Source organism: Streptomyces sp. NPDC050806, assembly GCF_055586425.1.
This window is the reverse complement of the sequence record NZ_JBVJIF010000009.1, coordinates 1-23,280: the sequence shown is the minus strand read 5'-3', so window position 1 is coordinate 23,280 and position 23,280 is coordinate 1. Positions and strand designations below refer to the sequence as shown.

Genomic DNA, 23,280 nt, shown 5'->3' with positions numbered 1-23,280 from the left:
TCTGGACTGGTGTGCTCCTACGGACTCTGGTGTTCGTCGCCCCCGTCGGCCGCTTGCGGCGGGGCCGGGTCGTCTTCCCGGCCCGCGGGTGCCCCGCCGTCGGAGGACGGTACGGGCGAGCGGTACTTGGAGAGCAGATCGACGGCGACGTTCAGCAGCCGGTCCACGTCGAGGGGCTTGGGGAGATAGTCGTTGGCGCCTGTCTCCAGGGATTTCTCGCGGTCGCCCGGCATTGCCTTGGCCGTCAGGACGACGACCGGGAGGTCGGCGTACCGGGGCGTGCGCCGGATGGCGCGGATTGTTTCATAGCCGTCCATTTCCGGCATCATGATGTCCATCAGGACGAAGTCGATGCCGGGGTTCTTGCCGAGCATCTCGATGGCCTCCCGGCCGTGCTCGGCGTAGACCACCCGCATGCCGACCCGGCTGAGGACGTTCGTCAGCGCGAAGGCGTTCCGGATGTCGTCGTCGACGACCAGCGCCTGCGCGCCCGACAGCAGCTCGCCCGTGGCGCCCTTGGCCCACTGCTCCACATTGGACACGGCGGGCCAGGAACTCTCCTCCGGGGACCCGCTGGGTGCGGGGAGGGACAGCGGCTGGGGAAGCTCCGGAGAGTCATCGGCGGCCGCTTCCCCGGCGAGTTCCGGAGTGGGGGCGGCCGGCTGCTCGACGGGCTCCGCGGTGCCCCGGCACCTGACGGGGATGCGGAAGACGAAGGCGGAACCGACGCCGGGCTCGCTCGCGGCCGTCAGGACGCCGCCCAGCAGGCCCGCTATCTCCCTGCTGATGGACAGGCCGAGGCCCGTACCGCCGTACTTCCGGTTGGTCGTGCCGTCCGCCTGCTGGAACGCCTCGAAGATGACCGGCAGCTTCTCGGGCGCGATGCCGATGCCGGTGTCGGTGACGGTGAAGGTGACGGTCTCCTCGGCCGCCACGTCCACGCGCAGGTCGATCTTGCCTTTGGGGGTGAACTTCAGCGCGTTGGAGAGGAGGTTCCGCAGCACCTGCTTGATCCGCTTCTCGTCGCTGTACAGCTCCTTGGGCACGGCTTCGGTCACCGAGACCTCGAAGGCCAGGCCGCGGTCCAGGGTGAGCGGGCGGAACGTGTCGTGGACGTAGTTGAGCAGCTTGATCAGAGGAACCCGGGCAGGAAAGACATCCATCCGGCCGGCTTCGATCTTGGAGAGGTCGAGGATGTCGTTGATCAGCTGGAGCAGTTCGGAGCCGGAGCGGTGGATCATCGCCGCGCTCTCCACCTCGTGCCGGCTGAGATGGCCGTGCTCGTTGTCGATGAGCATCTGGGCGAGGATCAGCAGGGAGTTCAGTGGATTGCGCAGCTCGTGCGACATGTTCGCCAGGAACTCCGTCTTGTACCGCGAGGAGCTGGCCAGCAGCGCCGCCTTCTCCTCCAGCGCGGCGTTGGAGCGCTGCAGCTCGGCCTGGCGGCGCTGCAGCTCGCCCGTGCGCTCCTGGAGCTGCCGGGCCAGCCGCTGGGACTCGCTGAGCAGCGACTCCGTACGGGAGTTGGCGACGATGGTGTTGATGGCGACGCCGATGGTGTTCACGAACTGGTCGAAGAAGGCGAGGTGGACGTCGGAGAAGCGGGAGAAGGACGCCAGCTCGATCACGCCGAGGGTCTGGTCCTCGAAGAGCACGGGGATGATCGCGACGGTGGTCGGGGCCGCCTCGCCGAGCCCGGAGTCGACCTTGATGTAGTCGGCGGGCACCTCCTCCACCAGGATGCGCTTCTTCTCGATGGCCGCCTGGCGCACCAGGCCGTGGCCGTGCGAGCCGGGGGTGTCGATGCTGGCGTCGTGCGCCGAGCCGTACCCCGCGATGAAGTCCAGGCGCAGCTCGTCGGTCTCCGAGCTGGCCAGGAAGAACGCGCCGTACTGCGCGTTCACCAGCGGCGTCAGCTCGCGCAGGATCAGATCGGCGACCTCCACCAGATCGCGGTGGCCCTGCATCAGGCCGGCCAGCCGGGCGAGGTTGGCGTCCAGCCAGTCCTTGGCGCGGGTGGTCTCGCGGAGGTTGGACACCATCATGTTGATGTTGTTCTTCAGCTCGTCGACCTCGCCGCGGGCCTCGACCGTGACGTTGCGCGTCATGTCCCCGGAGGCCACCGCGCTGGTCACCTCGGAGATCGCCCGGACCTGCGTGGTGAGGTTCAGCGCCAGCTCGTTCACGCTGGTGGTGAGGGACTTCCACGTGCCGTAGACGCCTTCGACCCGGGCCTGGCCGCCGAGCTGGCCCTCGCTGCCGACCTCGCGGGCCACCCGGGTCACCTCGGAGGCGAACGAGGACAGCGTGTCGACCATGGTGTTGAGCGTGGTCTTCAGCTCCAGGATCTCGCCGCGCGCGTCCACGTCGATCTTCTGCGAGAGATCGCCCTGCGCGACGGCGGTCGCGACAAGCGCGATGTTGCGCACCTGAGTGGTGAGGTTGGAGGCCATGAAGTTGACGTTGTCGGTGAGGTCCTTCCAGACCCCGGATGCGCCGCGGACCTGCGCCCGGCCGCCGAGGTTGCCCTCGGTGCCGACCTCGCGGGCCACCCGGGTCACCTCGTCGGCGAAGGCGCGCAGCTGGTCGACCATGCCGTTGACGGTCTCCTTCACCTCCAGGATCTCCCCGCGCGCGTCCACCGAGATCTTCTTCGACAGATCGCCGTCCGCGACCGCCGTGGTGACCTGGGCGATGTTGCGTACCTGGGAGGTGAGGTTGGAGGCCATGAAGTTGACGTTGTCGGTGAGGTCCTTCCAGACCCCGGATGCGCCGCGGACCTGCGCCTGACCGCCGAGGTTGCCTTCCGTGCCGACCTCGCGGGCCACCCGGGTCACCTCGTCGGCGAACGCGGAGAGCTGGTCGACCATCGTGTTGATCGTGGTCTTCAGCTCCAGGATCTCGCCCTTGGCCTCCACGGTGATCTTCTTGCCGAGGTCGCCCTCCTTCACCGCCGTCGCCACAAGGGCGATGTTGCGTACCTGGGTGGTGAGGTTGTCCGCCATGAAGTTGACGCTGTCAGTGAGGTCCTTCCACATCCCCGACACCCCGCGCACCTGCGCCCGGCCGCCCAGCCGCCCGTCCGTGCCGACCTCGCGGGCCACCCGGGTCACCTCGTCGGCGAACGCGGAGAGCTGGTCGACCATCGTGTTGACGGTCTCCTTCAGCTCCAGGATCTCGCCGCGCGCGTCGACCGTGATCTTCTGACTGAGATCGCCGTTGGCCACCGCGGTGGTGACCTGCGCGATGTTGCGCACCTGGGAGGTGAGGTTGGAGGCCATGAAGTTGACGTTGTCCGTGAGGTCCTTCCAGACCCCGGAGACGCCGGGCACCTGGGCCCGGCCGCCCAGCCGGCCCTCCGTACCGACCTCGCGGGCCACCCGCGTGACCTCGTCGGCGAACGCGGAGAGCTGGTCGACCATCGTGTTGACCGTCAGCTTCAGCTCCAGCAGCTCGCCGGTGGCCTCGACCGTCACCTGACGCGTGAGGTCGCCGCGCGCCACCGCCGTCGTCACCGCCGCGATGTCCCGGACCTGCGCGGTCAGCCGGGCAGCCATGGTGTTGACCGCCTCCGTGACGTCCCGCCAGCTCCCGGACAGCCCCGCGACCTTGGCGCGGCCGCCCAGCCGCCCTTCGTTGCCCGACTCCCGGGCCACCCGCGTGACCTCGCCGGTGAACAGCGAGAGCTGGTCGACCATGGAGTTCACCGCGCGGCCCAGCTGGCAGCGGTCGCCGCGCAGCTTGCGATGGCCGTCGTGCAGCTCGACGCGCTGCGTCAGATCACCGCCCGCCACGGCGTTCAGCACTTTCGTCGCCTGGGCCGCCGGGAACACCAGCGCGTCGATGATGTCGTTGGCCGCGAGCACGGAGGAGGTCCACCTGCCCTGGCCGGGGCTGGCCGACATCCGCTCGTCCAGCCGCCCCTGGCGGATCAGCTCCGAGCGGAGCCGCGTCAGTTCGTCGGCGTGGTGCTGCGTGCGGATGACGATGTCGTTGAAGGCTCCGTGCAGGTCGCCGAGGACGCCGTCGTGCGCCACGGGGAGCCGGGCACGGAAATCACCTGAGGACATCGAGAGGAGCGCGGAGAGCAGCGGCTTGAGGTCGGCTGCGCGCACCCAGTCGGTTCCTGCCTCCCGCGGAACGCGGGGCACTGCGGAATCCACCGACATAATGACCCACTTCAGTAACTCGGTGCGAATGGGTGGGCTCAGTCTGTCACCCTGGCCGTGGCGCAATCGGCGCTATTGCGGAACTGCTCGGGAGTGCTCAATGGGGACGACAACTCCGTCGGAAACCGACGTGGTGCGCAGGCGGACCGCGGCGCGGCCCGACGCCCTGCCCGTCCAGGAGCACACCGAGTCCGCCGACGAGACCGGCGCGGGTGGTCGACAACGCGCCGAGGGCGCATACGGAGGCGAGGCCTCCCGTACCGTCGGGCTGCCCGGCTCGCCCATCGCGGCGCGCGCCGCCCGGCAGTTCGTCCGTACGACGATGGCCGACTGGATCACCCGCGGGCTGCCGGGCGCGCAGCACCTCACCGAGCGCACCGCCGACGAGGCCGAACTGCTCGCGAGCGAGCTGGTCACCAACGCCGTCGTGCACGCCGGGACCGCCGTCGAGCTGCTCTGCCGGCTGGACGAGGACGGCCCGCACACCGCCGTGGTCGTCGAGGTCTCCGACCACCACCCGGCCCGTCCGGTGCGCGGCCGGCACGACGCCGTGACCGCCGAGGGCGCGGGGCGCGGACTGCAACTGGTCGGCGCGCTGGCCGACGCCTGGGGCATCACCTACCGGCGCATGCTGAAGACCGTGTGGTTCCGGGTGACGGCGGACTCGCCGGAGACGGTGTACGAACCGCCGGTGGAGGTCTTCGACGCGGACGGCGCGGCGCCGGGCGGGCAGGCCACCGTCCTGATGTCGCCCGGGCCGCAGCGGGCCGCGCTCCGCCGCTGCGAGGTCGAGCGGCTCAACCACGGCGCGCTGTCCTTCCTCGCCGAGGCCTCCGACCTGCTCAGCGGGCAGCTGGACGCGGACCAGGTGGCCGCGCTGGTCGCGCAGCTGATCGTGCCGCGGATGGCCGACTGGTGCGCGGTCTGGCTGGACGACGGCGGTGACTTCGGCGTGCCCCGCCTGGCCCGCGTCTGGCACGCCACGGAGAGCCGCATCGACGGCCTGCGCGAACTGCTGGTGAAGGACCCGCCGGTGCTGACCGGCCGGGGCGTCGACGGCCAGACCGGCGCGGGGCCCTGGCCGTGGCCCGGCGAGCCCAGCGGCTTCGGCCCCGGCGGCGCGGCCCTGGCCTGCCCGCTGGTCTCGGGCGTGCGCCGGCACGGCACGCTGCTGATCGGCCGGGCCGGCATCGTGCGCTTCCCCGACGAGGTGATCTCGCTCATCGAGGACCTGTCGGGCCGGGTGGCCAGGTCCATCGCGACCGCCGACGCCTACACCCGCCAGGAACGCATCAGCCGGGTGCTGCAGCGCAGGCTGCTGCCGGGGCGGCGCGCCGACGTACCGGGCGTGGCCTCGGCCGTGGTGTACGAACCGCGTGAGGGCGCCTGGGCCGGCGGCGACTTCTGGGACCTCTTCCAGTCGGGCCCCGGCCGCTGGTGCTTCATGCTCGGCGACGTCTGCGGCAGCGGCCCGGAGGCGGCGGCCGTTACCGGCCTGGCCCGCCCGGTGCTGCGGCTGCTGGCCCGCGAGGGGTACGGCGTCGGCGAGGTGCTGGACCGGCTGAACCGTACGGTCGCGATGGAGGCCGCCGACTCCGTCGCCGCGGTGGCCGCCGCGGTGGTCGAGGCCGGCTCCGAGGCGGACATGCAGCCCGGCTTCCGCGAGGAGAGCGAACAGGCCCGCTTCCTCTCCCTTCTCTACGGCGAGATCGTGCCGCACGAGGGCGGCGCCGGGGGCGCCCGCTGCACGATCGCCAGCGCCGGGCACCCGCTCCCGCTGCTCCTCGGCGCGGACGGCACGGTACGGGCGGTCGCAGCGCCCCAGATGCTGCTCGGCGTCCTGGAGGACATGGCGTACGAGACCGAGTCCTTCGACCTCGCGGCCGGGGAGACGCTGCTGTGCGTCACCGACGGCGTGACCGAGCGCCGCTCGGGCGGTCAGCTCTTCGACGACGAGGACGGCCTCGCGCGGGCCCTCGCGGAGTGCGCGGGGCTGGGCGCGGACGGCGTCGCCGAGCACCTCAGGAGCCGGGTGCACGCCTTCGCGCCGACCCCGCCCGACGACGACCTGGCGCTGCTGGTCCTCCAGGCGCTGCGGCCGTAGCGGCACGGGGGAGAGGGCACTCGCCGGGTACCGGACAATGGAGGCATGCCTTCTGCACTCCCCGACGGCGAGCCCCTGCCCGAGGACGGGGCGCTGCCCGCCTCCGCCCTGGCCGGAGCGGGCGAGCGGCCCCTCGGGTTCTATCTGCACGTGCCGTACTGCGCGACCCGCTGCGGATACTGCGACTTCAACACCTACACCGCGAACGAGCTGCGCGGCTCCGGCGGCGCGCTCGCCTCGCGCGAGAACTACGCCGACACGCTGATCGAGGAGATCCGGCAGGCCCGCAAGGTCCTCGGCGCCGACCCCCGGCGCGTCGAGACGGTCTTCGTCGGCGGCGGCACCCCGACGCTGCTGCCCGCTGCCGACCTCTCCCGGATGCTCGCCGCGATCCGCGACGAATTCGGCTTCACGCCGGACGCGGAGATCACCACCGAGGCGAACCCGGAGTCCGTCGACCCGCGCTACCTCGCGGAGCTCCGCGCCGGCGGCTTCAACCGGGTCTCCTTCGGCATGCAGAGCGCCAAGCAGCACGTCCTGAAGATCCTCGACCGTACGCACACCCCGGGCCGGCCCGAGGCCTGCGTCGCCGAGGCCCGCGCCGCCGGCTTCGACCACGTCAACCTCGACCTGATCTACGGCACGCCCGGCGAGTCCGACGACGACTGGCGGGCCACCCTGGACGCGGCCGTCGGCGCCGGTCCGGACCACGTCTCCGCCTATGCGCTGATCGTCGAGGAGGGCACGCAGCTCGCCCGCCGCATCCGCCGCGGCGAGGTCCCGATGACGGACGACGACGAACACGCCGACCGCTACCTCATCGCCGAGGAGACCCTGACCGCGGCGGGCTTCACCTGGTACGAGGTCTCCAACTGGGCCACCTCGGCCCCGGCCCGCTGCCGCCACAACGAGCTGTACTGGACCGGCGCGGACTGGTGGGGCGCGGGCCCCGGCGCGCACAGCCACGTCGGCGGCGTCCGCTGGTGGAACGTGAAGCACCCCGGCGCGTACGCCCAGGCACTCTCCGAGGGCCGCACGCCGGGCGCGGGCCGCGAGGTCCTGTCGGCCGAGGACCGCCGCGTCGAACGCATCCTCCTGGAACTGCGGCTGGCGGCCGGGTGCCCGCTGTCCCTGCTCCGCCCCGACGGCCTCGCCGCGGCGGAGAAGGCCCTGGCCGACGGCCTCCTGGACCCGGCCCCGTACGAGGCCGGCCGGGCCGTCCTGACACTGCGCGGCCGACTGCTGGCGGACGCGGTGGTGCGGGACCTGGTCGACTGACCCCGGCCGGGGTCAGTCCGCCGGTGCCGTGACGAAGTCGATCAGTTCCTCCACCCGTCCCAGCAGCGCCGGCTCCAGGTCCTTGTACGAGTGGACCGAGGCGAGGATGCGCTGCCAGGCGGCGCCCGTGTTCTCCGGCCAGCCGAGTGCCCGGCAGACGCCCGTCTTCCAGTCCTGGCCGCGGGGGACCGAGGGCCAGGCGGGGATGCCGACGGAGGCGGGCTTCACGGCCTCCCAGATGTCGATGTAGGGATGGCCGACGATCAGGACGTTCGCGTCCGTGACCGACGCGGCGATGCGGGACTCCTTGGAACCGGGCACGAGGTGGTCGACGAGGACGCCGAGCCGGGCGTCCGGGCCGGGGGAGAAGGAGCCGACGATCGAGGGAAGGTCGTCGACGCCTTCCAGGTACTCCACGACGACGCCCTCGATGCGCAGGTCGTCGCCCCAGACGCGTTCCACCAGCTCCGCGTCGTGGCGGCCCTCGACGTAGATGCGGCCGGCGCGGGCCACACGGGCGCGGGCACCCGGGACGGCGAGGGAGCCGGAGGCGGTGCGCCGCGGCCCCTGGGGGCGTGCGGACGCGGCGGAGGGGCGTACGAGAGTGACGACCTTGCCCTCCAGCAGGAAGCCGCGGGGCGTCATCGGGAAGACCCGGTGCTTGCCGAAGCGGTCCTCCAGGGTGACGGTCGGGCCCTCGGCGGTCTTCTCGCAGCGGATGACGGCACCGCAGAACCCCGTGGCGACCTCCTCCACGACGAGGTCGGGCTCGGCCGGCACCTCGGGCGCGGGGCGCTGCTTCTTCCACGGAGGGGTCAGGTCGGGGCCGTATTCTCTGCTGCGCATTCGACAGACGATATGCGGGGCGGGCGTCCCCCGGGTGGGCTAGCCGGGCGACACGCCGAAGCGGCGGGCCAGCTCGTCGCGCTGGGCGCGGACGAAGCGGGCATCCACGACGGCGCCGTGGCCGGGTACGTACCGTGCGTCCTCGCCGCCGAGGGACAGCAGCCGGTCCAGCGCGGCCGGCCAGCAGGCGGGGAGCGCGTCGGGCCCGGCCTGCGGTTCCCCCGACTCCTCGACGAGGTCGCCGCAGAAGACGATCTCCGGCTCACCCGGCCCGCACCGCACGCAGACCGCCAGGTCGTGCGCGGTGTGCCCGGGCCCGACGTTCGCCAGCAGGACGCGGCGGTCGCCCAGGTCGAGGGTGCGCTCCCCGCAGATCGCGTGATCGGGGACGACGAGGGTGTCCACGGCCACCGCCGTCGCCTCCGGGTCGGCCCCGTTCCGTACCGCGTCGCCGGCCAGCGCCTCCGGCTCGCGGCGCAGCAGCTCGCCCAGCCCGGTCGGCCCGAAAACCGTCACTCCCGCGAACGCCGCGGTGCCCAGCACATGGTCGAAGTGCGGATGGGTGAGGACGATGTGCGTCACCTCACGGCCCAGGACGTCGCGCACCTGGCGGCGCAGCTCGGCGCCCTCGCGCAGCCCGGACCCCGTGTCGATCAGGAGAACGCCGGTGGTGCCGGCCACGACCCCGGCGGTGGCGTCCCAGGTCGGCAGCCGGCGCCGCGCGACGCCGTCCGCGAGCCGTTCCCACCCGGCCTCTTCCCAAGTCGTGCGCATACCGCGACGCTAGCCCGTATACCGGGAAATCGCGCGCGGCCGCCCGGCTGACCTGGGCCGATCCCGGGGACACGGACCGGTCTCGGCGCGATACGGTGGCCCGCCGGGCCGCGAGCCGTGTCGCCCGGCCTTGCCCCGGCCGTGCTACCCGGCCGTACACTGGACGGGGTTTGGCACTCGGGCAGGTCGAGTGCCAGGGACGGCCGGCCGGGCCGCCCCGGACGGACGGCCGCGAACGGCCTGGCGAGAGCGCGGGACTGGAGGTGTACGCGATGCTCAGCGAACGCAGACTCGAAGTGCTGCGTGCCATCGTCCAGGACTACGTCGGCACCGAGGAGCCCGTCGGCTCCAAGGCGCTCACGGAGCGCCACCAGCTCGGCGTCTCGCCCGCCACCGTCCGCAACGACATGGCCGCGCTGGAGGACGAGGGCTTCATCGCCCAGCCTCACACGAGCGCCGGCCGTATCCCCACCGACAAGGGCTACCGCCTGTTCGTCGACAAGCTGGCGGCCGTCAAGCCGCTGTCGGGTCCCGAGCGCAAGGCGATCCACAGCTTCCTCGACAGCGCGGTGGACCTCGACGACGTCGTGGCCCGTACGGTCCGGCTGCTCGCGCAGCTGACCCGGCAGGTCGCGGTGGTGCAGTACCCCTCGCTGACCCGGTCCACCGTCCGGCACGTGGAACTGCTGTCGCTGGCGCCCGCGCGGCTGATGCTCGTCCTGATCACCGATACCGGGCGGGTCGAGCAGCGCATGATCGACTGCCCCGCGCCGTTCGGCGAAACGTCCCTGGCGGACCTGCGGGCGCGGCTCAACAGCCGTGTCGTGGGGCGCCGGTTCACGGATGTGCCGCAACTGGTGCAGGACCTTCCCGAGTCCTTCGAGGCGGAGGACCGGGGCACGGTCTCGACAGTGCTGTCGGTGTTGCTGGAGACTCTGGTGGAGGAGACCGAGGAGCGGCTGATGATCGGCGGTACCGCCAATCTCACGCGCTTCGGTCATGATTTCCCGCTGACGATCCGGCCGGTGCTGGAGGCGCTGGAGGAGCAGGTCGTGCTCCTCAAGCTGCTGGGAGAGGCCAAGGACTCGAGCATGACCGTGCGCATCGGGCACGAGAACGCTCACGAGGGCCTCACTTCCACATCGGTCGTCGCCGTCGGCTACGGTTCGGGCGACGAGGCAGTCGCCAAACTCGGCGTGGTCGGACCGACCCGCATGGACTACCCCGGAACGATGGGAGCGGTACGCGCAGTGGCACGTTACGTCGGACAGATCCTCGCGGAGTCGTAAGTGGCCACGGACTACTACACGGTCCTCGGTGTCAGTCGCGACGCCTCGCAGGACCAGATCAAGAAGGCTTTCCGGCGGCTGGCGCGCGAGCTGCACCCGGATGTGAACCCCGATCCCAAGACCCAGGAGCGGTTCAAGGAGATCAACGCCGCTTACGAGGTGCTGTCGGACCCGCAGAAGAAGCAGGTCTACGACCTCGGCGGGGACCCGAATTCCCAGGGCGGCGGCGCCGGTGCCGGCGGCTTCGGTGCGGGCTTCGGCAACTTCTCCGACATCATGGACGCGTTCTTCGGCACGGCGTCGCAGCGCGGGCCGCGCTCGCGCACCCGGCGCGGCCAGGACGCGATGATCCGGCTGGACGTGGAGCTGCACGAGGCCGCGTTCGGTACGACCAAGGACATCCAGGTCGACACGGCGGTCGTGTGCACGACCTGCTCCGGCGAGGGCGCCGCGCCCGGCACCTCCGCGCAGACCTGTGACATGTGCCGCGGCCGCGGCGAGGTCTCGCAGGTCACCCGGTCCTTCCTGGGCCAGGTCATGACCTCGCGGCCCTGCCCGCAGTGCCAGGGGTTCGGCACGGTCGTACCGACCCCGTGCCCCGAGTGCGCGGGCGACGGCCGCATCCGGTCCCGCCGGACGCTCACGGTCAAGATCCCGGCCGGTGTCGACAACGGCACCCGCATCCAGCTCGCGGGCGAGGGCGAGGTCGGCCCCGGCGGCGGCCCGGCCGGCGACCTGTACGTCGAGATCCACGAGGTCGCGCACCCGGTCTTCCAGCGGCGCGGCGACGACCTGCACTGCACGGTCACGATCCCGATGACCGCGGCGGCGCTGGGCACGAAGTGTCCGCTGGAGACGCTGGACGGGGTGCGCGACGTCGACATCCGGCCCGGCACCCAGTCCGGCCAGTCCATCCCGCTGCACGGCTGCGGCATCACGCACCTGCGCGGCGGCGGCCGCGGCGACCTGGTCGTCCACGTCGAGGTGCAGACCCCCGGCAAGCTCGACGCGGAGCAGGAGGAGCTGCTGACCCGGCTCGCCAAGCTCCGCGGCGAGGAGCGCCCCACGGGGCAGTTCCAGCCGGGCCAGCAGGGCCTCTTCTCGCGTCTGAAGGATGCGTTCAACGGGCGGTAGGCGCGGGCCGGGGGTCCGGGGGTCGTCCCCCGGACAGGCACGGTCAGCCGGGACAGCAGGGCCTCTTCTCGCGCCTGAAGGATGCGTTCAACGGGCGGTAGGCACCGGGCCGGGGGGCCCGCGGATCATCCCCCGGACAGGCACAGCCAACGGCCGGTAGAAGCCGTTGGAATGTACGCGTCACGGCCGCCCCCGATTCGGGGGCGGCCGTGACGCGTGACACGATATGGACATGCCCACCGCGCTGACCGAGCTGAGCGCTCACCCGATCGTGCAGGCTCCCATGGCCGGCGGCGCCTCGTGCCCCGAGCTGGCCGCGGCCGTCAGCGGGGCCGGCGGCCTGGGCTTCCTCGCCGCGGGCTACAAGACGGCCGACGGCATGTACCAGGAGATCGAGCGGCTGCGCGGAATGACCGGCCGGCCCTTCGGCGTGAACCTCTTCATGCCGCATCCGGAGCTCGCCGACGACGCGGCCGTCGAGGTCTACCGCGACCAGCTCGCGGGCGAGGCCGACTGGTACAAGGCCGCGCTCGGCGACCCCCGGGGCGCCGCCGACGACGGGTACGAGGCCAAGCTCGCCATCCTCCGTGAGGACCCGGTACCGGTCGTCTCGTTCACCTTCGGCTGCCCCACCGCCGAGACCGTCGAGTCCCTGGCCCGGGTGGGCACGTACACCGTCGTGACCGTCACCACGGCCGCCGAGGCGCGCGCCGCGCAGGCGGCCGGCGCCGACGCCGTGTGCGTGCAGGGCATAGAAGCGGGCGGCCACCAGGGCACCCACCGCGACGACCCGCAGAGCGACGGCACCGGCGCGGGCGTCGGCCTGCTGGCGCTGATCGCCGAGGTCCGCGAGGCGGTGCGGCTGCCGGTCATCGCGGCGGGCGGCCTGATGCGCGGCGCGCAGATCGCCGCCGTACTGGCGGCCGGCGCGGCGTCCGCGCAGCTCGGTACGGCCTTCCTGGCCTGCCCCGAGTCCGGCGCCCACCCGCTGCACAAGCAGGCGCTGACCGACCCCCTGTACACGCGCACCGAGCTGACCCGGGCGTTCTCCGGGCGCCCGGCCCGCGGGCTGGCGAACCGTTTCCTGCGCGAACACGGCCCGTACGCGCCGGCCGCCTACCCGGCCGTCCACCTCCTCACCTCACCGGTACGCAAGGCCGCGGCCAAGGCCGGCGATCCGCAGGCCATGAGCCTGTGGGCGGGCCAGGGCCACCGGCTGGCCCGGCGGCTGCCCGCCGCCGAGCTGATGGAGGTGCTGGCGGCCGAACTGGCCGCGGCGCGCGCCGAATCGAACCCCGCCGGCCCCGCCGGATCCGGACCTCTTGGGAGTGCCTCGTGACCGCCCCGGTCTTCCTCGTCGACTCACTGGCCGGCGCCGCGCCGGGCGCTGCCCTCACCCTGGACGGCCCCGAGGGACGCCACGCGGTCTCCGTACGCCGGCTGCGCGTCGGCGAGGAGATCGTGCTCACGGACGGCTCGGGAAGGGGCGCGTACGGGACGGTCGCCGCGGTCGAGGGCAAGGACCGCCTCGACGTCGCCGTGACGGACGTACGGACCGAGGAGGCGCCGCGGCCCCGCATCACGGTCGTGCAGGCGCTGCCCAAGGGCGACCGCGGCGAACTGGCCGTGGAGACCATGACCGAGACCGGCGTGGACGCGATCGTGCCGTGGCAGGCGTCCCGTTGTGTGACGCAGTGGAAGGGCGAGCGGGGCGCCAAGTCGCTGACGAAGTGGCGCAACACCGCCCGGGAGGCCGGGAAGCAGGCCAGGCGCCTGATGTTCCCGGAGGTCGCGGCGGCGGCCTCGACGAAGGACGTGGCGGAGCTGCTGAGCGGCGCCGCCTTCGCCGCCGTGCTCCACGAGGAGGGCAGCGAGCCGCTGGCCCGCGCCGAACTCCCCGCCGACGGCGGCATCGTGCTCGTCGTCGGGCCCGAGGGCGGGGTGTCCCCCGAGGAGCTGGAACTGTTCGCGGCGGCCGGGGCGAAGCCGTACCGGCTCGGCGCGAGCGTGCTGCGCACCTCCACCGCCGGCACGGCTGCCACGGCGCTGCTGCTGGGCCGTACGGGCCGCTGGGACTGAGCGCAGCGGGGCCCGTACGGCCTCGCGGCCTCAGATCAGCGTGGCGTCGAGCGTGATGTTCTTGACGCCCGCCAGTGCCTGGCTGACCGGGCAGTTCTTCTTGGCGTCCTCGGCGGCGGCCCGGAAGTCGTCCTGGGACAGGCCGGGCACCTTGGCCCGCACGGTCAGTGCGATGGCGGTGATGCCCTCGCCCGGCTGGAAGGTGACGTCGGCCCGGGTGTCGACCGTCTCGACGGTGTAGCCCTGGCCGGCCAGGCCGTGCGAGAACGCCATGGAGTAGCAGGAGGAGTGGGCCGCCGCGATCAGCTCCTCAGGGCTGGTCTTCCCGCCCGGCTCCTCGGCGCGGGCCGGCCAGCTCACGTCGTACGTACCGACCTTGGAGGAGTCCAGGGCCACCTGGCCCTTGCCCTCCATCAGGTTGCCTTCCCAGTGGGTCTTGGCCGTGCGCGTCGTTGCCATGGTGGGTCGCTCCCGTAGGTGGCGGAACTTGACTCTTCGCGCCCCAGGTTAGTGACGATCGGCGTGGCCCGGGCCGCGCCGCGCGGAGTTGGCCGGAGCGGGCCTGTCGGGCCGCGCGGCGCCGGTGGCACGCTGCCGGACATGAAGGGACGCGTGCGGGGCCGTTGGTTACGGGCGTTGGCAGCGGCGGGTGCCGCGGGTGCGGTGGCCGCAGGAACAGCGGCGTGCGAGCCCACCGGTTACTCCAACACATCTGCGATAGCGGTGACGACGGATCGTCAGGCAACCCGGGCGCTGGAGTGGGAGAGCGTCAATGTGAGCTGGCTGAGCTGTACGGCGTCGGCGCCCAACGGCGGCGAACCGGCACCCAGGGCGACCGCCGACGCCACCCCCGTCACGACGGACCGCGCCCGGGTCAGCTGCCAGGGCCAGACCGTCAGCGGGGAGCGGATCGCCATCAACGGCAATGTGACCAGGGTGGTCGACGGCCGGTGCGTGGAGGGCAGCGGCCTGGTCGCCAGGGTCGACGACCGGGTGATCTTCCGTACGAACACCATCGGCAACTGCAACGCCCCGGCCTCCGGCAGCACGGACCGGCCCAACGAGGGTTCCACCTCCCGGCCCGCACGCGATGACAACAGCGGTGGCGGCGGCGAGGACGGCAGCAGCGGCGGCGGGGGCGGCAGCGAACCCGGGAACAGCGGCGGCAACAGCGGCGGTGGCGGCAGCGACAACGGGGACGGCAACGGAAACGACAACGGCGGGGGCGGCGGCCGGAACGGCGACGGCTGGAACGGCGACGGCCACGACGACGGGAACGGCGGTCACGACGGCGACCACGGTGACGGCCACGACGACTGCCCCGACGGCGACCACGACAACGGTCACCACGACGACCAGGGCGACCACGACGAGGGCAAGTGGGACGAGGGCAAGGACGGTCACGACGACGGTAAGTGGGACGAAGGCAAGGACGACGGCGGCAAGTGGGAGGACGGCAAGGACGGTCACGACGGGGGCAAGTCGGACGACGGCAAGTGGGACGAGGGCAAGGACGCTGAGGACGACCCGGGTGACGGCGCGAAGGACCGTTCCGGCACGTGGGTGGCACGGTAGTGACGGTCTCCCGGCCGCCGGTCGGTACGATGCGGGTCGTACGAGCCGACGACCCGTGAGGAGCGCTCCGGTGGCGGGAGAACCGCAGGCCGACTGCCTGTTCTGCAAGATCGTGGCGGGCGACGTGCCCGCGACGATCGTCCGAGAGACCGAGACGACCGTCGCCTTCCGCGACATCAACCCCCAGGCGCCGACCCACGTCCTGGTGATCCCCAAGGTTCACCACCCGGACGCCGCGTCGCTGGCCGCCGCCGAGCCGCAGATCGCCGCCGACGTGCTGCGCGAGGCGGGCGAGGTCGCGGCCGAGGAGAAGATCGACGGCACCGGCTTCCGCATCGTCTTCAACACCGGCTCCGGCGCCGGTCAGACCGTCTTCCACGCGCACGCCCACGTACTCGGCGGCCGCGGCCTCAACTGGCCCCCCGGATAACCACCGGGGCCGCCCTGCGGACACCTCCGCCGTGCGGACACCTCCGCCGTGCGGACACCTCCGCCCTGTGGACAACTCGGGGCCGCTCCCCCGGACCGCATAAAATCCCCGGTCGTAAGGGGGGCCACAAGCCGAACCGTTACTGCCCGGCCGCCCCTTCGGCCCCGGGGCCCAGCTCGGCCCACCGGCCTCAGCTCGGCCCCGGCCCTCCGCCCCGGCCCCCGACCGCGCCCCCGGCCCCCGCCCCTCGGAGCAGGATCAGCACCTTGTCCGTACGTGAACTGGTCGTTCTCGGCACCGCCAGCCAGGTGCCCACCCGGCACCGCAATCACAACGGCTACCTGCTGCGCTGGGACGGTGCCGGGCTGCTCTTCGATCCCGGTGAGGGAACGCAGCGCCAGATGCTGCGGGCCGGGGTCGCCGCGCACGACCTGAACCGGCTGTGCGTCACGCACTTCCACGGTGACCACAGCCTGGGGCTGGCCGGGGTGATCCAGCGGATCAACCTCGACCGGGTGCCGCATCCGGTCACCGCGCACTACCCCGCGAGCGGGGCGCACTTCTTCGAGCGGCTGCGCTATTCGACGGCGTACCGGGAGACCGTGCGGCTGCGCCAGGAGCCGGTGTCCGGTGACGGCGGCACCCTCGCGGAGACGCCGGCCTTCACGCTCACCGCGCGCCGCCTCTCGCACCCGGTCGAGTCCTACGGCTACCGCCTCCAGGAGCCGGACGGGCGGCGGATGCTGCCCGAGCGGCTGGCCGCGCACGGCATCGCGGGACCGGAGGTCGGCCGGCTGAACCGGGAGGGCTCGGTCGTCCGCGAGGACGGCCGTACGGTCACCCTGGAGGAGGTCAGCGAGGTACGGCCGGGCCAGTCGTTCGCGTTCGTGATGGACACCCGGCTGTGCGTCGGCGCGCACGAGCTGGCGGCGGGCTGCGACATGCTCGTCATCGAGTCCACGTTCCTGGACGGCGACCGGCAGCTGGCCGAGGAGCACGGCCACCTGACGGCGGGCCAGGCGGCCATGGTCGCGCGCAACGCCGGCGTCCGGCACCTGGTGCTCACGCACTTCTCGCAGCGCTACGCGGACCCGGCGGAATTTGAGCGCGAGGCCCGTGCGGCCGGTTACGACGGCGAACTGACCGTCGCCCGGGACCTGATGCGGGTGCCGCTGCCCAAGCGCCGCCCGGCCCCGGGCGGCGGCCCCGGCCCGTACCCCGCCCCCTGCCCTGATCAGGGCAGGTAGTACATCGGGTTCGGCAGCTTGAAGGTGCGGTTCGCGTAGCCGCCCTTCAGGTCCGAGTGCTGGTCGCCGAAGTTGGCCACGATGTCGTAGCCGAGCGACTCGATGTGCTTGCGGGTGCCGGACTTGTACTCGATCGTCGAGCAGCCGGCGCCGCAGGGCAGGTAGGCCGGCGGGTTCTCCTTGTCCTTGAGGTAGACGTGGCCGCGGTCCAGCGGGACGTCGTAGCCGACGTTCTTGAGGTTGCGGACGCTCCAGGCGCGCTGGGCCTCCTTGCGGCCGGTGACGAAGAAGACCTCGTACCCCTTGGCGCGGGCGTGGTTCACCAGCGCGTCCATCCCGAAGACCGGCTCCATGTCGTGGCTCTTCAGGTACGCGTCCTGGGCCTTGTCGCTGAAGGCGAAGCCGATCCGCAGCTCGAAGTTGTAGGTCAGCAGGGTGGTGTCGTCCATGTCGAGCACGATGGCGGGCTTGCCGGAGCCGCCGTGGTGCCGCGCGGCCGAGTCCAGGTACCGCTGCGCCTTCGCCTCGATGCCGCGGACCTGGCGGGCGTAGTTGCTCTTGGGGGAGGCGTAGTGCTCCCCGTCGGCGGTCACGGTGTCGCCGTAGTACGCCTTGATCCGGTCCTGCACCTGGGTGAGGTTCGGTATCTCCTTGTCCGAGTGCGGGACGGAGTGCTCGGCGGTGGCCTGGCCGACGCCGAACGCCGTGGTGGCGGCGACGGCCGCGGCGGCGGCGAGGGCGCCCAGGCGCGCGCGGAAACGCATGTACTTCTCCTGCGGGGTGGGGCGGAAAGGGGGACCCCGGTAGATCTAGCAGGCGTTGCTTCTGCGTATCTACGCGCGGAGATTAAATGCTTGGCAAAGCATGGTGAGGGTGGGGGAGGGGAGTCGGGGAGCGGTCAGCGCCACTCGGGCGCGCCCGCGCCCGGTGCGCGCGGCGCGGCGGCCTCGATCTTCGCGCGCGCCTCGGTCATGACGGCGACGATCCGCCGCTCGTGCTCCTCGCTGAGCCGGACGACCGGGACGGAGGCGCTGATCGCGTCGGTCGCGGGGGAGTCGTACCGCTCGTACCGGTCGTACCGCAGCGCGAAGCCGAAGCCCGCGATGCCCGCCACGCCCTCTTCGCGCTCGATCGCGTAGCCGCGTGCGCGGACCCGGGCCAGGTCGGCGATCAGGGCCGCCCGGTCGGTGAGCGTCCGCTCCGTCAGCGGCTCCAACGGGCCGTCCGGAAGCGGCAGTCGGTCGTCCGGGCGCTCGGCCAGCAGCGACTTGCCGAGCGCGCTCGCGTGGGCCGGCAGCCGCCGCCCGACCCGGCTGATCGTCCGGAGGTACGCATGGGACTCACGGGTGGCGAGGTAGACCACGTCCGGGCCGTCCAGCCGGGCCAGGTGCACGGTCTCGCCCAGCGCCTCGGACGCCTCGTCGAGGTACGGGCGCGCGGCCCGCACCCGGGGGTCGGTGTCGAGGTAGCTGGTGCCCGCGAGCAGGGCGTGGATGCCGATGCCGTACAGCGAGCCGGTGGTGTCGGTGCGCACCCAGCCGCGGTCGATGAGGGTCTGGAGCAGCGCGTACATGCTGCTGCGCGGCACGCCCAGCTCCTCGGCCAGCTCGCGGAGCCGGGCCGGGCGGTCGCCGCGGGCCGCGAGCACCTCCAGCAGCTCGACGGTGCGGGCCGCCGACTTCACTTCGCGGACCCCGCCGCCCCTCTCCGACATGGGCCGATGGTAGCCGCGGCGGGCGGCGGGGGCCCCGTACGGGTGCGGGACCTATTGACGGCGGTGATGCGCATCTCTAGCCTCCATTCTCATCCGTGGACGCCATCTACATATGGAGACAGTCCTCATGTCGGACCCGACGGTCACCGAACGGCTGCGCACGGGCATGACCCGCGGCGTGCTGTCCTTTCCGCTCACCTCCTTCACCGACGACGGCGCGCTGGACCTGCCCGCCTACCGCGACTACCTCGCGAGCCGGATCGCGGCCGGGCCCGGAGCGCTCTTCCCGGCCTGCGGCACCGGCGAGTTCTTCTCCCTGGACGAGGCCGAGTACGGCCAGGTGATCAGCGCCGCGGTGGCGGCGGCGGACGGACGGCTGCCGGTCGTCGCGGGCGTCGGCTACGGGTGGCCGCAGGCCGTCCGGTTCGCCCGGATCGCCGAGGAGGCCGGGGCCGACGCCGCGCTGCTGATGCCGCACTACCTCGTCAAGGCCCCGCAGGACGGCCTGGTCGCGCAGGTGCGCGAGGTCGCCTCCCGCACCCGGCTGCCGCTCATCGCGTACCAGCGCGACCACGTCGCCTTCTCCGCCGCCGCCGTCCGCCGGATCGCGGAGATCCCCGGCGTCATCGGCCTCAAGGACGGCCACAGCGACCTGGACCGGCTCCAGCGCCTCAAGCTCGCCGCGCCCGACGGCTTCCTGTTCTTCAACGGCGCGGCCACCGCCGAACTGCAGGCCCGCCAGTACGCGAGCCTGGGCGTCACCGCGTACTCCTCCGCCGTGCACGCCTTCGCGCCCGAGATCTCCCGCGCCTTCTTCACGGCGCTCGGCGAGCGGGACGACGCCACCGTCGAGAAGCTGCTGACCGGTTTCTACATCCCCTTTGTAGAGCTGCGGGACCGGGTGCCCGGGTACGCCGTTTCGCTCGTCAAGGCGGCGGCCCGGCTGCGCGGCCTGCCCGTCGGCCCGGTACGCGCCCCGCTCACCGACCCCTCGTCCACCGATCTCACCGACCTCGCCGCGCTCCTGGAGCGCGGCCTCGACCTGGTAGGAGCCACCCGATGACCGGCAACCCGACCCCTGGGACCTCCCCCGACCTGGCCATCAGCGAGGTACGGCTCACCCCGATCCTGGTTGCCGACCCGCCGCTGCTCAACACCCAGGGCGTGCACCAGCCCTACACCCCCCGGCTGATCGTCGAGGTGGTCACCGCCGGCGGCGTCACCGGCCTCGGCGAGACCTACGGCGACACCAAGTACCTCGACCTCGCCCGCCCGCTGGCCGAAGCCCTCACCGGCCGCTCGGTCACGGACCTGAACGCGCTGCCCGCCCTGGCCGCCGAGGTCTGCGGCGACTCGCCGGACGCGACCGCCGCCGGCGCGGTGGACGTCGGCGGCCTGCGCGGCGTCCAGACCGCCGACAAGCTGCGCCTCTCCGTCCTCTCCGGCTTCGAGGTCGCCTGCCTGGACGCGTGGGGCAAGGCCGCCGGGCTCCCGGTGCACGCCCTGCTCGGCGGCAAGGTCCGGGACCGCGTCGACTACAGCGCCTATCTCTTCTACCGCTGGGCCGAGCACCCCGGCGGCCGCGGCGAGGCCGACGACTGGAACGCCGCCCTCGACCCGGCGGGCGTCGTCGCCCAGGCACGGAAGCTCGCCGACACCTACGGCTTCGGCTCGTTCAAGCTCAAGGGCGGGGTCTTCGAGCCGAAGGAGGAGATCGCCGCCATCCGGGCGCTGGCCGAGGAGTTCCCGGGCAAGCCGCTCCGCCTGGACCCGAACGGCGCCTGGTCGGTGGAGACCTCCCTGATGGTCGCCGAGGAGCTGAAGGACGTCCTGGAGTACCTGGAGGACCCGGCCAGCACGACCGACCGGATGGCGCAGGTCGCGGCCCGTACAGAGGTACCGCTCGCGACCAATATGTGCGTGACGACCTTCGACGAGATCGCCGAGGCGTTCACCCGGGGCGCCGTCCAGGTCGTCCTCTCCGACCACCACTACTGGGGCGGCCTGCGCAACACCCGCGAACTGGCCGCGATCTGCCGCACCTTCGGCGTCGGCGTCTCCATGCACTCCAACACCCACCTCGGCATCAGCCTCGCCGCCATGACGCACGTCGCGGCCACCGTGCCCAACCTCCACCACGCCTGCGACAGCCACTACCCCTGGCAGACCGAGGACGTGCTCACCGAGCGCCTCACCTTCGAGGGCGGCGCCGTCGCGGTCACCGACGCCCCGGGACTGGGCGTCGAGCTGGACCGCGACCGGCTCGCCGCGCTGCACCGGCGCTGGCTGGACGACGACGGCAGCCAGCGCGACCGGGACGACGCGGCGGCCATGCGGACCGCCGACCCGGAGTGGATGACGCCGGCCGTGCCCCGCTGGTAATCCCCCCTGCTGCCAGGAGCCCCGCAGCGCCGCGGGGCCCCCTGACCCCCGGAGCCGCACGTGAAAGCAGTACCCGCGCACGTCGATCCGCACGACCCGGCGGTGCGCAGCGCCGTCGGAAAGATCTTCAAACGGGTCGTCCCGCTGTTCTTCGTCATGTTCGTCGCCAACTACATCGACCGCGTCAACATCGGATTCGCGCAGGATCAATTCCGTGCCGACGTCGGGCTCTCGGCCGGCGCGTTCGGCTTCGGCGCCGGCCTGTTCTTCGTCGCGTACGCGATCTTCGAAGTCCCCAGCAACATGCTCATGGAGCGCTTCGGGCCGAAGGTCTGGCTCACCCGCATCATGATCACCTGGGGTCTGGTGGCCGCCGCGATGGCCTTCGTCACCAGCGCCGAGATGTTCTACGTCCTCCGCTTCCTCCTCGGCGTCGCCGAAGCGGGCTTCTTCCCCGCCGTCATCTACTACTTCACCCGCTGGCTGCCCGACTCCGACCGCGGCCGGGCCACCGCGATCTTCCTGATGGGCTCCGGCACCGCCTCGGTCATCGCCGGGCCGGTCTCCGGCGCGCTGCTGGAGATGCACGGGCTGTGGGGACACAGCGGCTGGCAGTGGATGTTCTTCATCGAAGGCATCGCCTCCGTCCTCCTCGGCCTGGTCGTCTACCGCTTCCTGGACTCCCGCCTGGAGGACGCCACCTGGCTGACGTCCGCCGAGAAGACCGCCCTGACCGCGGCCATCGACGCCGAGCAGGCCGCCCGTACGCGGACCCGGGGCACGGCCACCGTCTCGCGCTGGAAGCTCCTCGCCGACCCGCAGATGCTCCTCTTCTGCTGGCTGTACTTCGCCATCTCCATCGCGCTCTACGCGGTCACCTTCTGGCTCCCGAGCATCGTCGACGACATCGGCGGCCTGTCGGAGTTCGAGGTGGGGCTGCTCGTCGCGGTGCCCTGGCTGTGCGCCATCGCCGCCGTGTACGTCACAGGGCGGCTCTCGGACCGCGCCGGCAAGCGCCGCCCCTTCCTGGTCGGCATGCTCCTGCTCGGCTCGGTGGGCACCCTCCTCGCCACCCTGGTCTCCCCGTGGCTCGCGCTCGCCGCGCTCTGCCTGGCCGCCATGGGCTTCAAGACGTCTTCCCCCGTCTTCTGGACCATCCCGCAGAGCTATCTGGACGCCCGGATCGCGGCCCCCGCGATCGCGCTGGTCAATTCGCTCGGCAACCTCGGCGGCTTCGTCTCACCGACCGCTTTCGGCCTGTTGGAGGACGCCACCGGGTCCACTCGCGGCGGCCTCATCGGCCTCTCCGTCGTCGGCGTCCTCGCCGCGGTCACGGTGGCCCTCGTACGGGGCGGCGGCCGCAACGACAGGCGCCGCGTACCGGATGGCACGCAGGCCGCTGAGCACCCGGCCCAGGGCCCCGCGGACGGCCCGGCAGCGGGCCCGGCCCCGGCGGGAGCCTGAGCGGGAGAAACCGTTTTCGGCCGGGTATGCATGCTCGTCCAGGGGCGAGGCCTCTGGGCGGGAATGCGCCGGGCGCGTACGGTATGGGTCCCGCACGTGATCATCGAAAGGGGCTGCTCCCATGGCGCAGGAAGTACGCGGAGTGATCGCACCGGGGAAGGGTGAGCCGGTGCGGGTGGAGACGATCGTGGTGCCGGATCCGGGTCCGGGTGAGGCCGTGGTGCGGGTGCAGGCGTGCGGGGTGTGTCATACGGATCTGCATTACAAGCAGGGTGGGATCAGCGACGAGTTTCCGTTTCTGTTGGGGCATGAGGCGGCGGGGGTGGTGGAGTCGGTGGGGGATGGTGTCACCGAGGTCGGGCCCGGGGATTTTGTGGTTTTGAATTGGCGTGCGGTGTGTGGTCAGTGTCGTGCGTGTTTGCGGGGGCGTCCGCAGTATTGCTTTGCGACGCATAATGCGGAGCAGAAGATGACGCTGGTGGATGGTACGGAGCTGAGTCCGGCGTTGGGTATTGGGGCGTTTGCGGAGAAGACGCTGGTGGCGGCGGGGCAGTGTACGAAGGTGGATCCGGGGGTGTCGCCTGCGGTGGCGGGGTTGTTGGGGTGTGGGGTGATGGCGGGTATTGGTGCGGCCATCAATACCGGCAATGTCGGCCGGGGGGATTCGGTGGCTGTCATTGGCTGTGGTGGGGTCGGTGATGCGGCGGTTGCGGGGGCGCGGTTGGCGGGGGCGGCGAAGATCATCGCGGTGGATATTGATGATCGGAAGCTGGCGAAGGCGGAGTCGATCGGGGC

19 protein-coding genes are annotated in these 23,280 nt (G+C 72.2%); 13 read left to right on the top strand and 6 right to left on the bottom strand.

The window, feature by feature from the left end:
* Positions 1–17: 17 nt before the first annotated feature.
* Entirely contained in the window at positions 18–4,070 is a 4,053-nt protein-coding gene (locus tag ACZ6WH_RS27425) for a HAMP domain-containing protein (RefSeq protein ID WP_469731950.1), read from the bottom strand.
* A gap of 199 nt (positions 4,071–4,269) precedes the next feature.
* Between ACZ6WH_RS27425 and ACZ6WH_RS27420 the strand changes: the two genes are divergently transcribed.
* Both ACZ6WH_RS27420 and hemW read left to right on the top strand, forming a co-directional pair.
* Entirely contained in the window at positions 4,270–6,273 is a 2,004-nt protein-coding gene (locus ACZ6WH_RS27420; protein ID WP_469731442.1) for a SpoIIE family protein phosphatase, read from the top strand.
* Positions 6,274–6,318: 45 nt separating this feature from the next.
* A complete protein-coding gene (gene hemW, locus ACZ6WH_RS27415) occupies positions 6,319–7,551 on the top strand; it encodes a radical SAM family heme chaperone HemW (RefSeq protein ID WP_432854224.1) in 1,233 nt (410 codons plus the stop codon).
* 12 nt (positions 7,552–7,563) lie between these two features.
* Here the strand turns inward: hemW and ACZ6WH_RS27410 are convergent, their stop codons facing one another.
* Entirely contained in the window at positions 7,564–8,397 is an 834-nt protein-coding gene (locus tag ACZ6WH_RS27410; protein WP_469731439.1) for a DUF3097 domain-containing protein, read from the bottom strand.
* A 39-nt stretch (positions 8,398–8,436) separates the two neighbouring features.
* The gene (locus tag ACZ6WH_RS27405; protein ID WP_432854218.1) at positions 8,437–9,171 is read right to left on the bottom strand and encodes an MBL fold metallo-hydrolase; all 735 of its coding nucleotides are present in this window, start codon (positions 9,169–9,171) and stop codon (positions 8,437–8,439) included.
* A 272-nt stretch (positions 9,172–9,443) separates the two neighbouring features.
* Here ACZ6WH_RS27405 and hrcA point away from each other — a divergent pair, with 272 nt between their 5' ends.
* The 4 genes from hrcA (at position 9,444) to ACZ6WH_RS27385 (ending at position 13,673) form a co-directional block, all read left to right on the top strand.
* On the top strand, positions 9,444–10,460 hold the full coding sequence (gene hrcA, locus ACZ6WH_RS27400; protein WP_432854215.1) for a heat-inducible transcriptional repressor HrcA: 1,017 nt from the start codon (positions 9,444–9,446) through the stop codon (positions 10,458–10,460).
* Positions 10,461–11,594 (top strand): molecular chaperone DnaJ, encoded by a 1,134-nt coding sequence (dnaJ, locus tag ACZ6WH_RS27395; RefSeq protein ID WP_361557504.1) that lies wholly within the window; start codon positions 10,461–10,463, stop codon positions 11,592–11,594. It begins immediately after the preceding gene.
* Between the two features lie 232 nt (positions 11,595–11,826).
* Positions 11,827–12,933 carry a nitronate monooxygenase gene (locus tag ACZ6WH_RS27390; protein ID WP_469731437.1) on the top strand — a complete coding sequence of 369 codons (1,107 nt, stop codon included), beginning with the start codon at positions 11,827–11,829 and terminating at the stop codon, positions 12,931–12,933.
* Complete coding sequence (locus ACZ6WH_RS27385) at positions 12,930–13,673, top strand: 16S rRNA (uracil(1498)-N(3))-methyltransferase (RefSeq protein ID WP_469731435.1); 744 nt, start codon at positions 12,930–12,932, stop codon at positions 13,671–13,673. Before ACZ6WH_RS27390 ends, ACZ6WH_RS27385 begins: the two co-directional genes overlap by 4 nt.
* A 30-nt stretch (positions 13,674–13,703) precedes the next feature.
* On the opposite strand, the gene ACZ6WH_RS27380 is transcribed toward ACZ6WH_RS27385, so the two are convergent.
* Positions 13,704–14,132, bottom strand: a complete 429-nt coding sequence (locus tag ACZ6WH_RS27380) for an OsmC family protein (protein ID WP_432854206.1) — start codon at positions 14,130–14,132, stop codon at positions 13,704–13,706.
* A gap of 264 nt (positions 14,133–14,396) precedes the next feature.
* On the opposite strand from ACZ6WH_RS27380, the gene ACZ6WH_RS27375 reads away from it, so the two are divergent.
* The 3 genes from ACZ6WH_RS27375 to ACZ6WH_RS27365 all read left to right on the top strand — a co-directional run bounded on the left by ACZ6WH_RS27375 (position 14,397) and on the right by ACZ6WH_RS27365 (position 16,925).
* The gene (locus ACZ6WH_RS27375; protein WP_469731433.1) at positions 14,397–15,248 is read left to right on the top strand and encodes a hypothetical protein; all 852 of its coding nucleotides are present in this window, start codon (positions 14,397–14,399) and stop codon (positions 15,246–15,248) included.
* A gap of 70 nt (positions 15,249–15,318) precedes the next feature.
* Positions 15,319–15,678, top strand: coding sequence for a histidine triad nucleotide-binding protein (locus ACZ6WH_RS27370; protein WP_361557490.1), 360 nt, complete (start codon positions 15,319–15,321; stop codon positions 15,676–15,678).
* A 266-nt stretch (positions 15,679–15,944) separates the two neighbouring features.
* Positions 15,945–16,925 carry a ribonuclease Z gene (locus ACZ6WH_RS27365; protein WP_469731431.1) on the top strand — a complete coding sequence of 327 codons (981 nt, stop codon included), beginning with the start codon at positions 15,945–15,947 and terminating at the stop codon, positions 16,923–16,925.
* Here the strand turns inward: ACZ6WH_RS27365 and ACZ6WH_RS27360 are convergent.
* Both ACZ6WH_RS27360 and ACZ6WH_RS27355 read right to left on the bottom strand, forming a co-directional pair.
* Positions 16,913–17,689 carry an HAD family acid phosphatase gene (locus tag ACZ6WH_RS27360; RefSeq protein WP_469731429.1) on the bottom strand — a complete coding sequence of 259 codons (777 nt, stop codon included), beginning with the start codon at positions 17,687–17,689 and terminating at the stop codon, positions 16,913–16,915. The two genes, ACZ6WH_RS27365 and ACZ6WH_RS27360, sit on opposite strands and share 13 nt — an antisense overlap.
* A gap of 134 nt (positions 17,690–17,823) precedes the next feature.
* Positions 17,824–18,639 (bottom strand): IclR family transcriptional regulator, encoded by an 816-nt coding sequence (locus ACZ6WH_RS27355; RefSeq protein ID WP_469731427.1) that lies wholly within the window; start codon positions 18,637–18,639, stop codon positions 17,824–17,826.
* A 127-nt stretch (positions 18,640–18,766) separates the two neighbouring features.
* Between ACZ6WH_RS27355 and ACZ6WH_RS27350 the strand changes: the two genes are divergently transcribed.
* The 4 genes from ACZ6WH_RS27350 to ACZ6WH_RS27335 form a co-directional block, all read left to right on the top strand.
* A complete protein-coding gene (locus ACZ6WH_RS27350; protein ID WP_469731426.1) occupies positions 18,767–19,702 on the top strand; it encodes a 5-dehydro-4-deoxyglucarate dehydratase in 936 nt (311 codons plus the stop codon).
* Positions 19,699–21,021, top strand: a complete 1,323-nt coding sequence (locus ACZ6WH_RS27345; protein WP_469731424.1) for a glucarate dehydratase family protein — start codon at positions 19,699–19,701, stop codon at positions 21,019–21,021. Before ACZ6WH_RS27350 ends, ACZ6WH_RS27345 begins: the two co-directional genes overlap by 4 nt.
* A gap of 60 nt (positions 21,022–21,081) precedes the next feature.
* Entirely contained in the window at positions 21,082–22,485 is a 1,404-nt protein-coding gene (locus ACZ6WH_RS27340; RefSeq protein ID WP_469731422.1) for an MFS transporter, read from the top strand.
* A 121-nt stretch (positions 22,486–22,606) separates the two neighbouring features.
* The coding region (locus tag ACZ6WH_RS27335) for an alcohol dehydrogenase catalytic domain-containing protein (protein WP_469731420.1) at positions 22,607–23,280 on the top strand (674 nt) is incomplete at its 3' end.

Coding starts and splice junctions, on each gene's coding strand:
- ACZ6WH_RS27355 (WP_469731427.1), bottom strand. CDS start 18,639: ATGTCGGAGAGGGGCGGCGGGGTCCGCGAAGTGAAGTCGGCGGCCCGC.
- ACZ6WH_RS27420 (WP_469731442.1), top strand. CDS start 4,270: ATGGGGACGACAACTCCGTCGGAAACCGACGTGGTGCGCAGGCGGACC.
- ACZ6WH_RS27360 (WP_469731429.1), bottom strand. CDS start 17,689: ATGCGTTTCCGCGCGCGCCTGGGCGCCCTCGCCGCCGCCGCGGCCGTC.
- ACZ6WH_RS27405 (WP_432854218.1), bottom strand. CDS start 9,171: ATGCGCACGACTTGGGAAGAGGCCGGGTGGGAACGGCTCGCGGACGGC.
- ACZ6WH_RS27380 (WP_432854206.1), bottom strand. CDS start 14,132: ATGGCAACGACGCGCACGGCCAAGACCCACTGGGAAGGCAACCTGATG.
- ACZ6WH_RS27425 (WP_469731950.1), bottom strand. CDS start 4,070: ATGTCCTCAGGTGATTTCCGTGCCCGGCTCCCCGTGGCGCACGACGGC.
- ACZ6WH_RS27350 (WP_469731426.1), top strand. CDS start 18,767: ATGTCGGACCCGACGGTCACCGAACGGCTGCGCACGGGCATGACCCGC.
- hrcA (WP_432854215.1), top strand. CDS start 9,444: ATGCTCAGCGAACGCAGACTCGAAGTGCTGCGTGCCATCGTCCAGGAC.
- hemW (WP_432854224.1), top strand. CDS start 6,319: ATGCCTTCTGCACTCCCCGACGGCGAGCCCCTGCCCGAGGACGGGGCG.
- ACZ6WH_RS27410 (WP_469731439.1), bottom strand. CDS start 8,397: ATGCGCAGCAGAGAATACGGCCCCGACCTGACCCCTCCGTGGAAGAAG.
- ACZ6WH_RS27390 (WP_469731437.1), top strand. CDS start 11,827: ATGCCCACCGCGCTGACCGAGCTGAGCGCTCACCCGATCGTGCAGGCT.
- ACZ6WH_RS27345 (WP_469731424.1), top strand. CDS start 19,699: ATGACCGGCAACCCGACCCCTGGGACCTCCCCCGACCTGGCCATCAGC.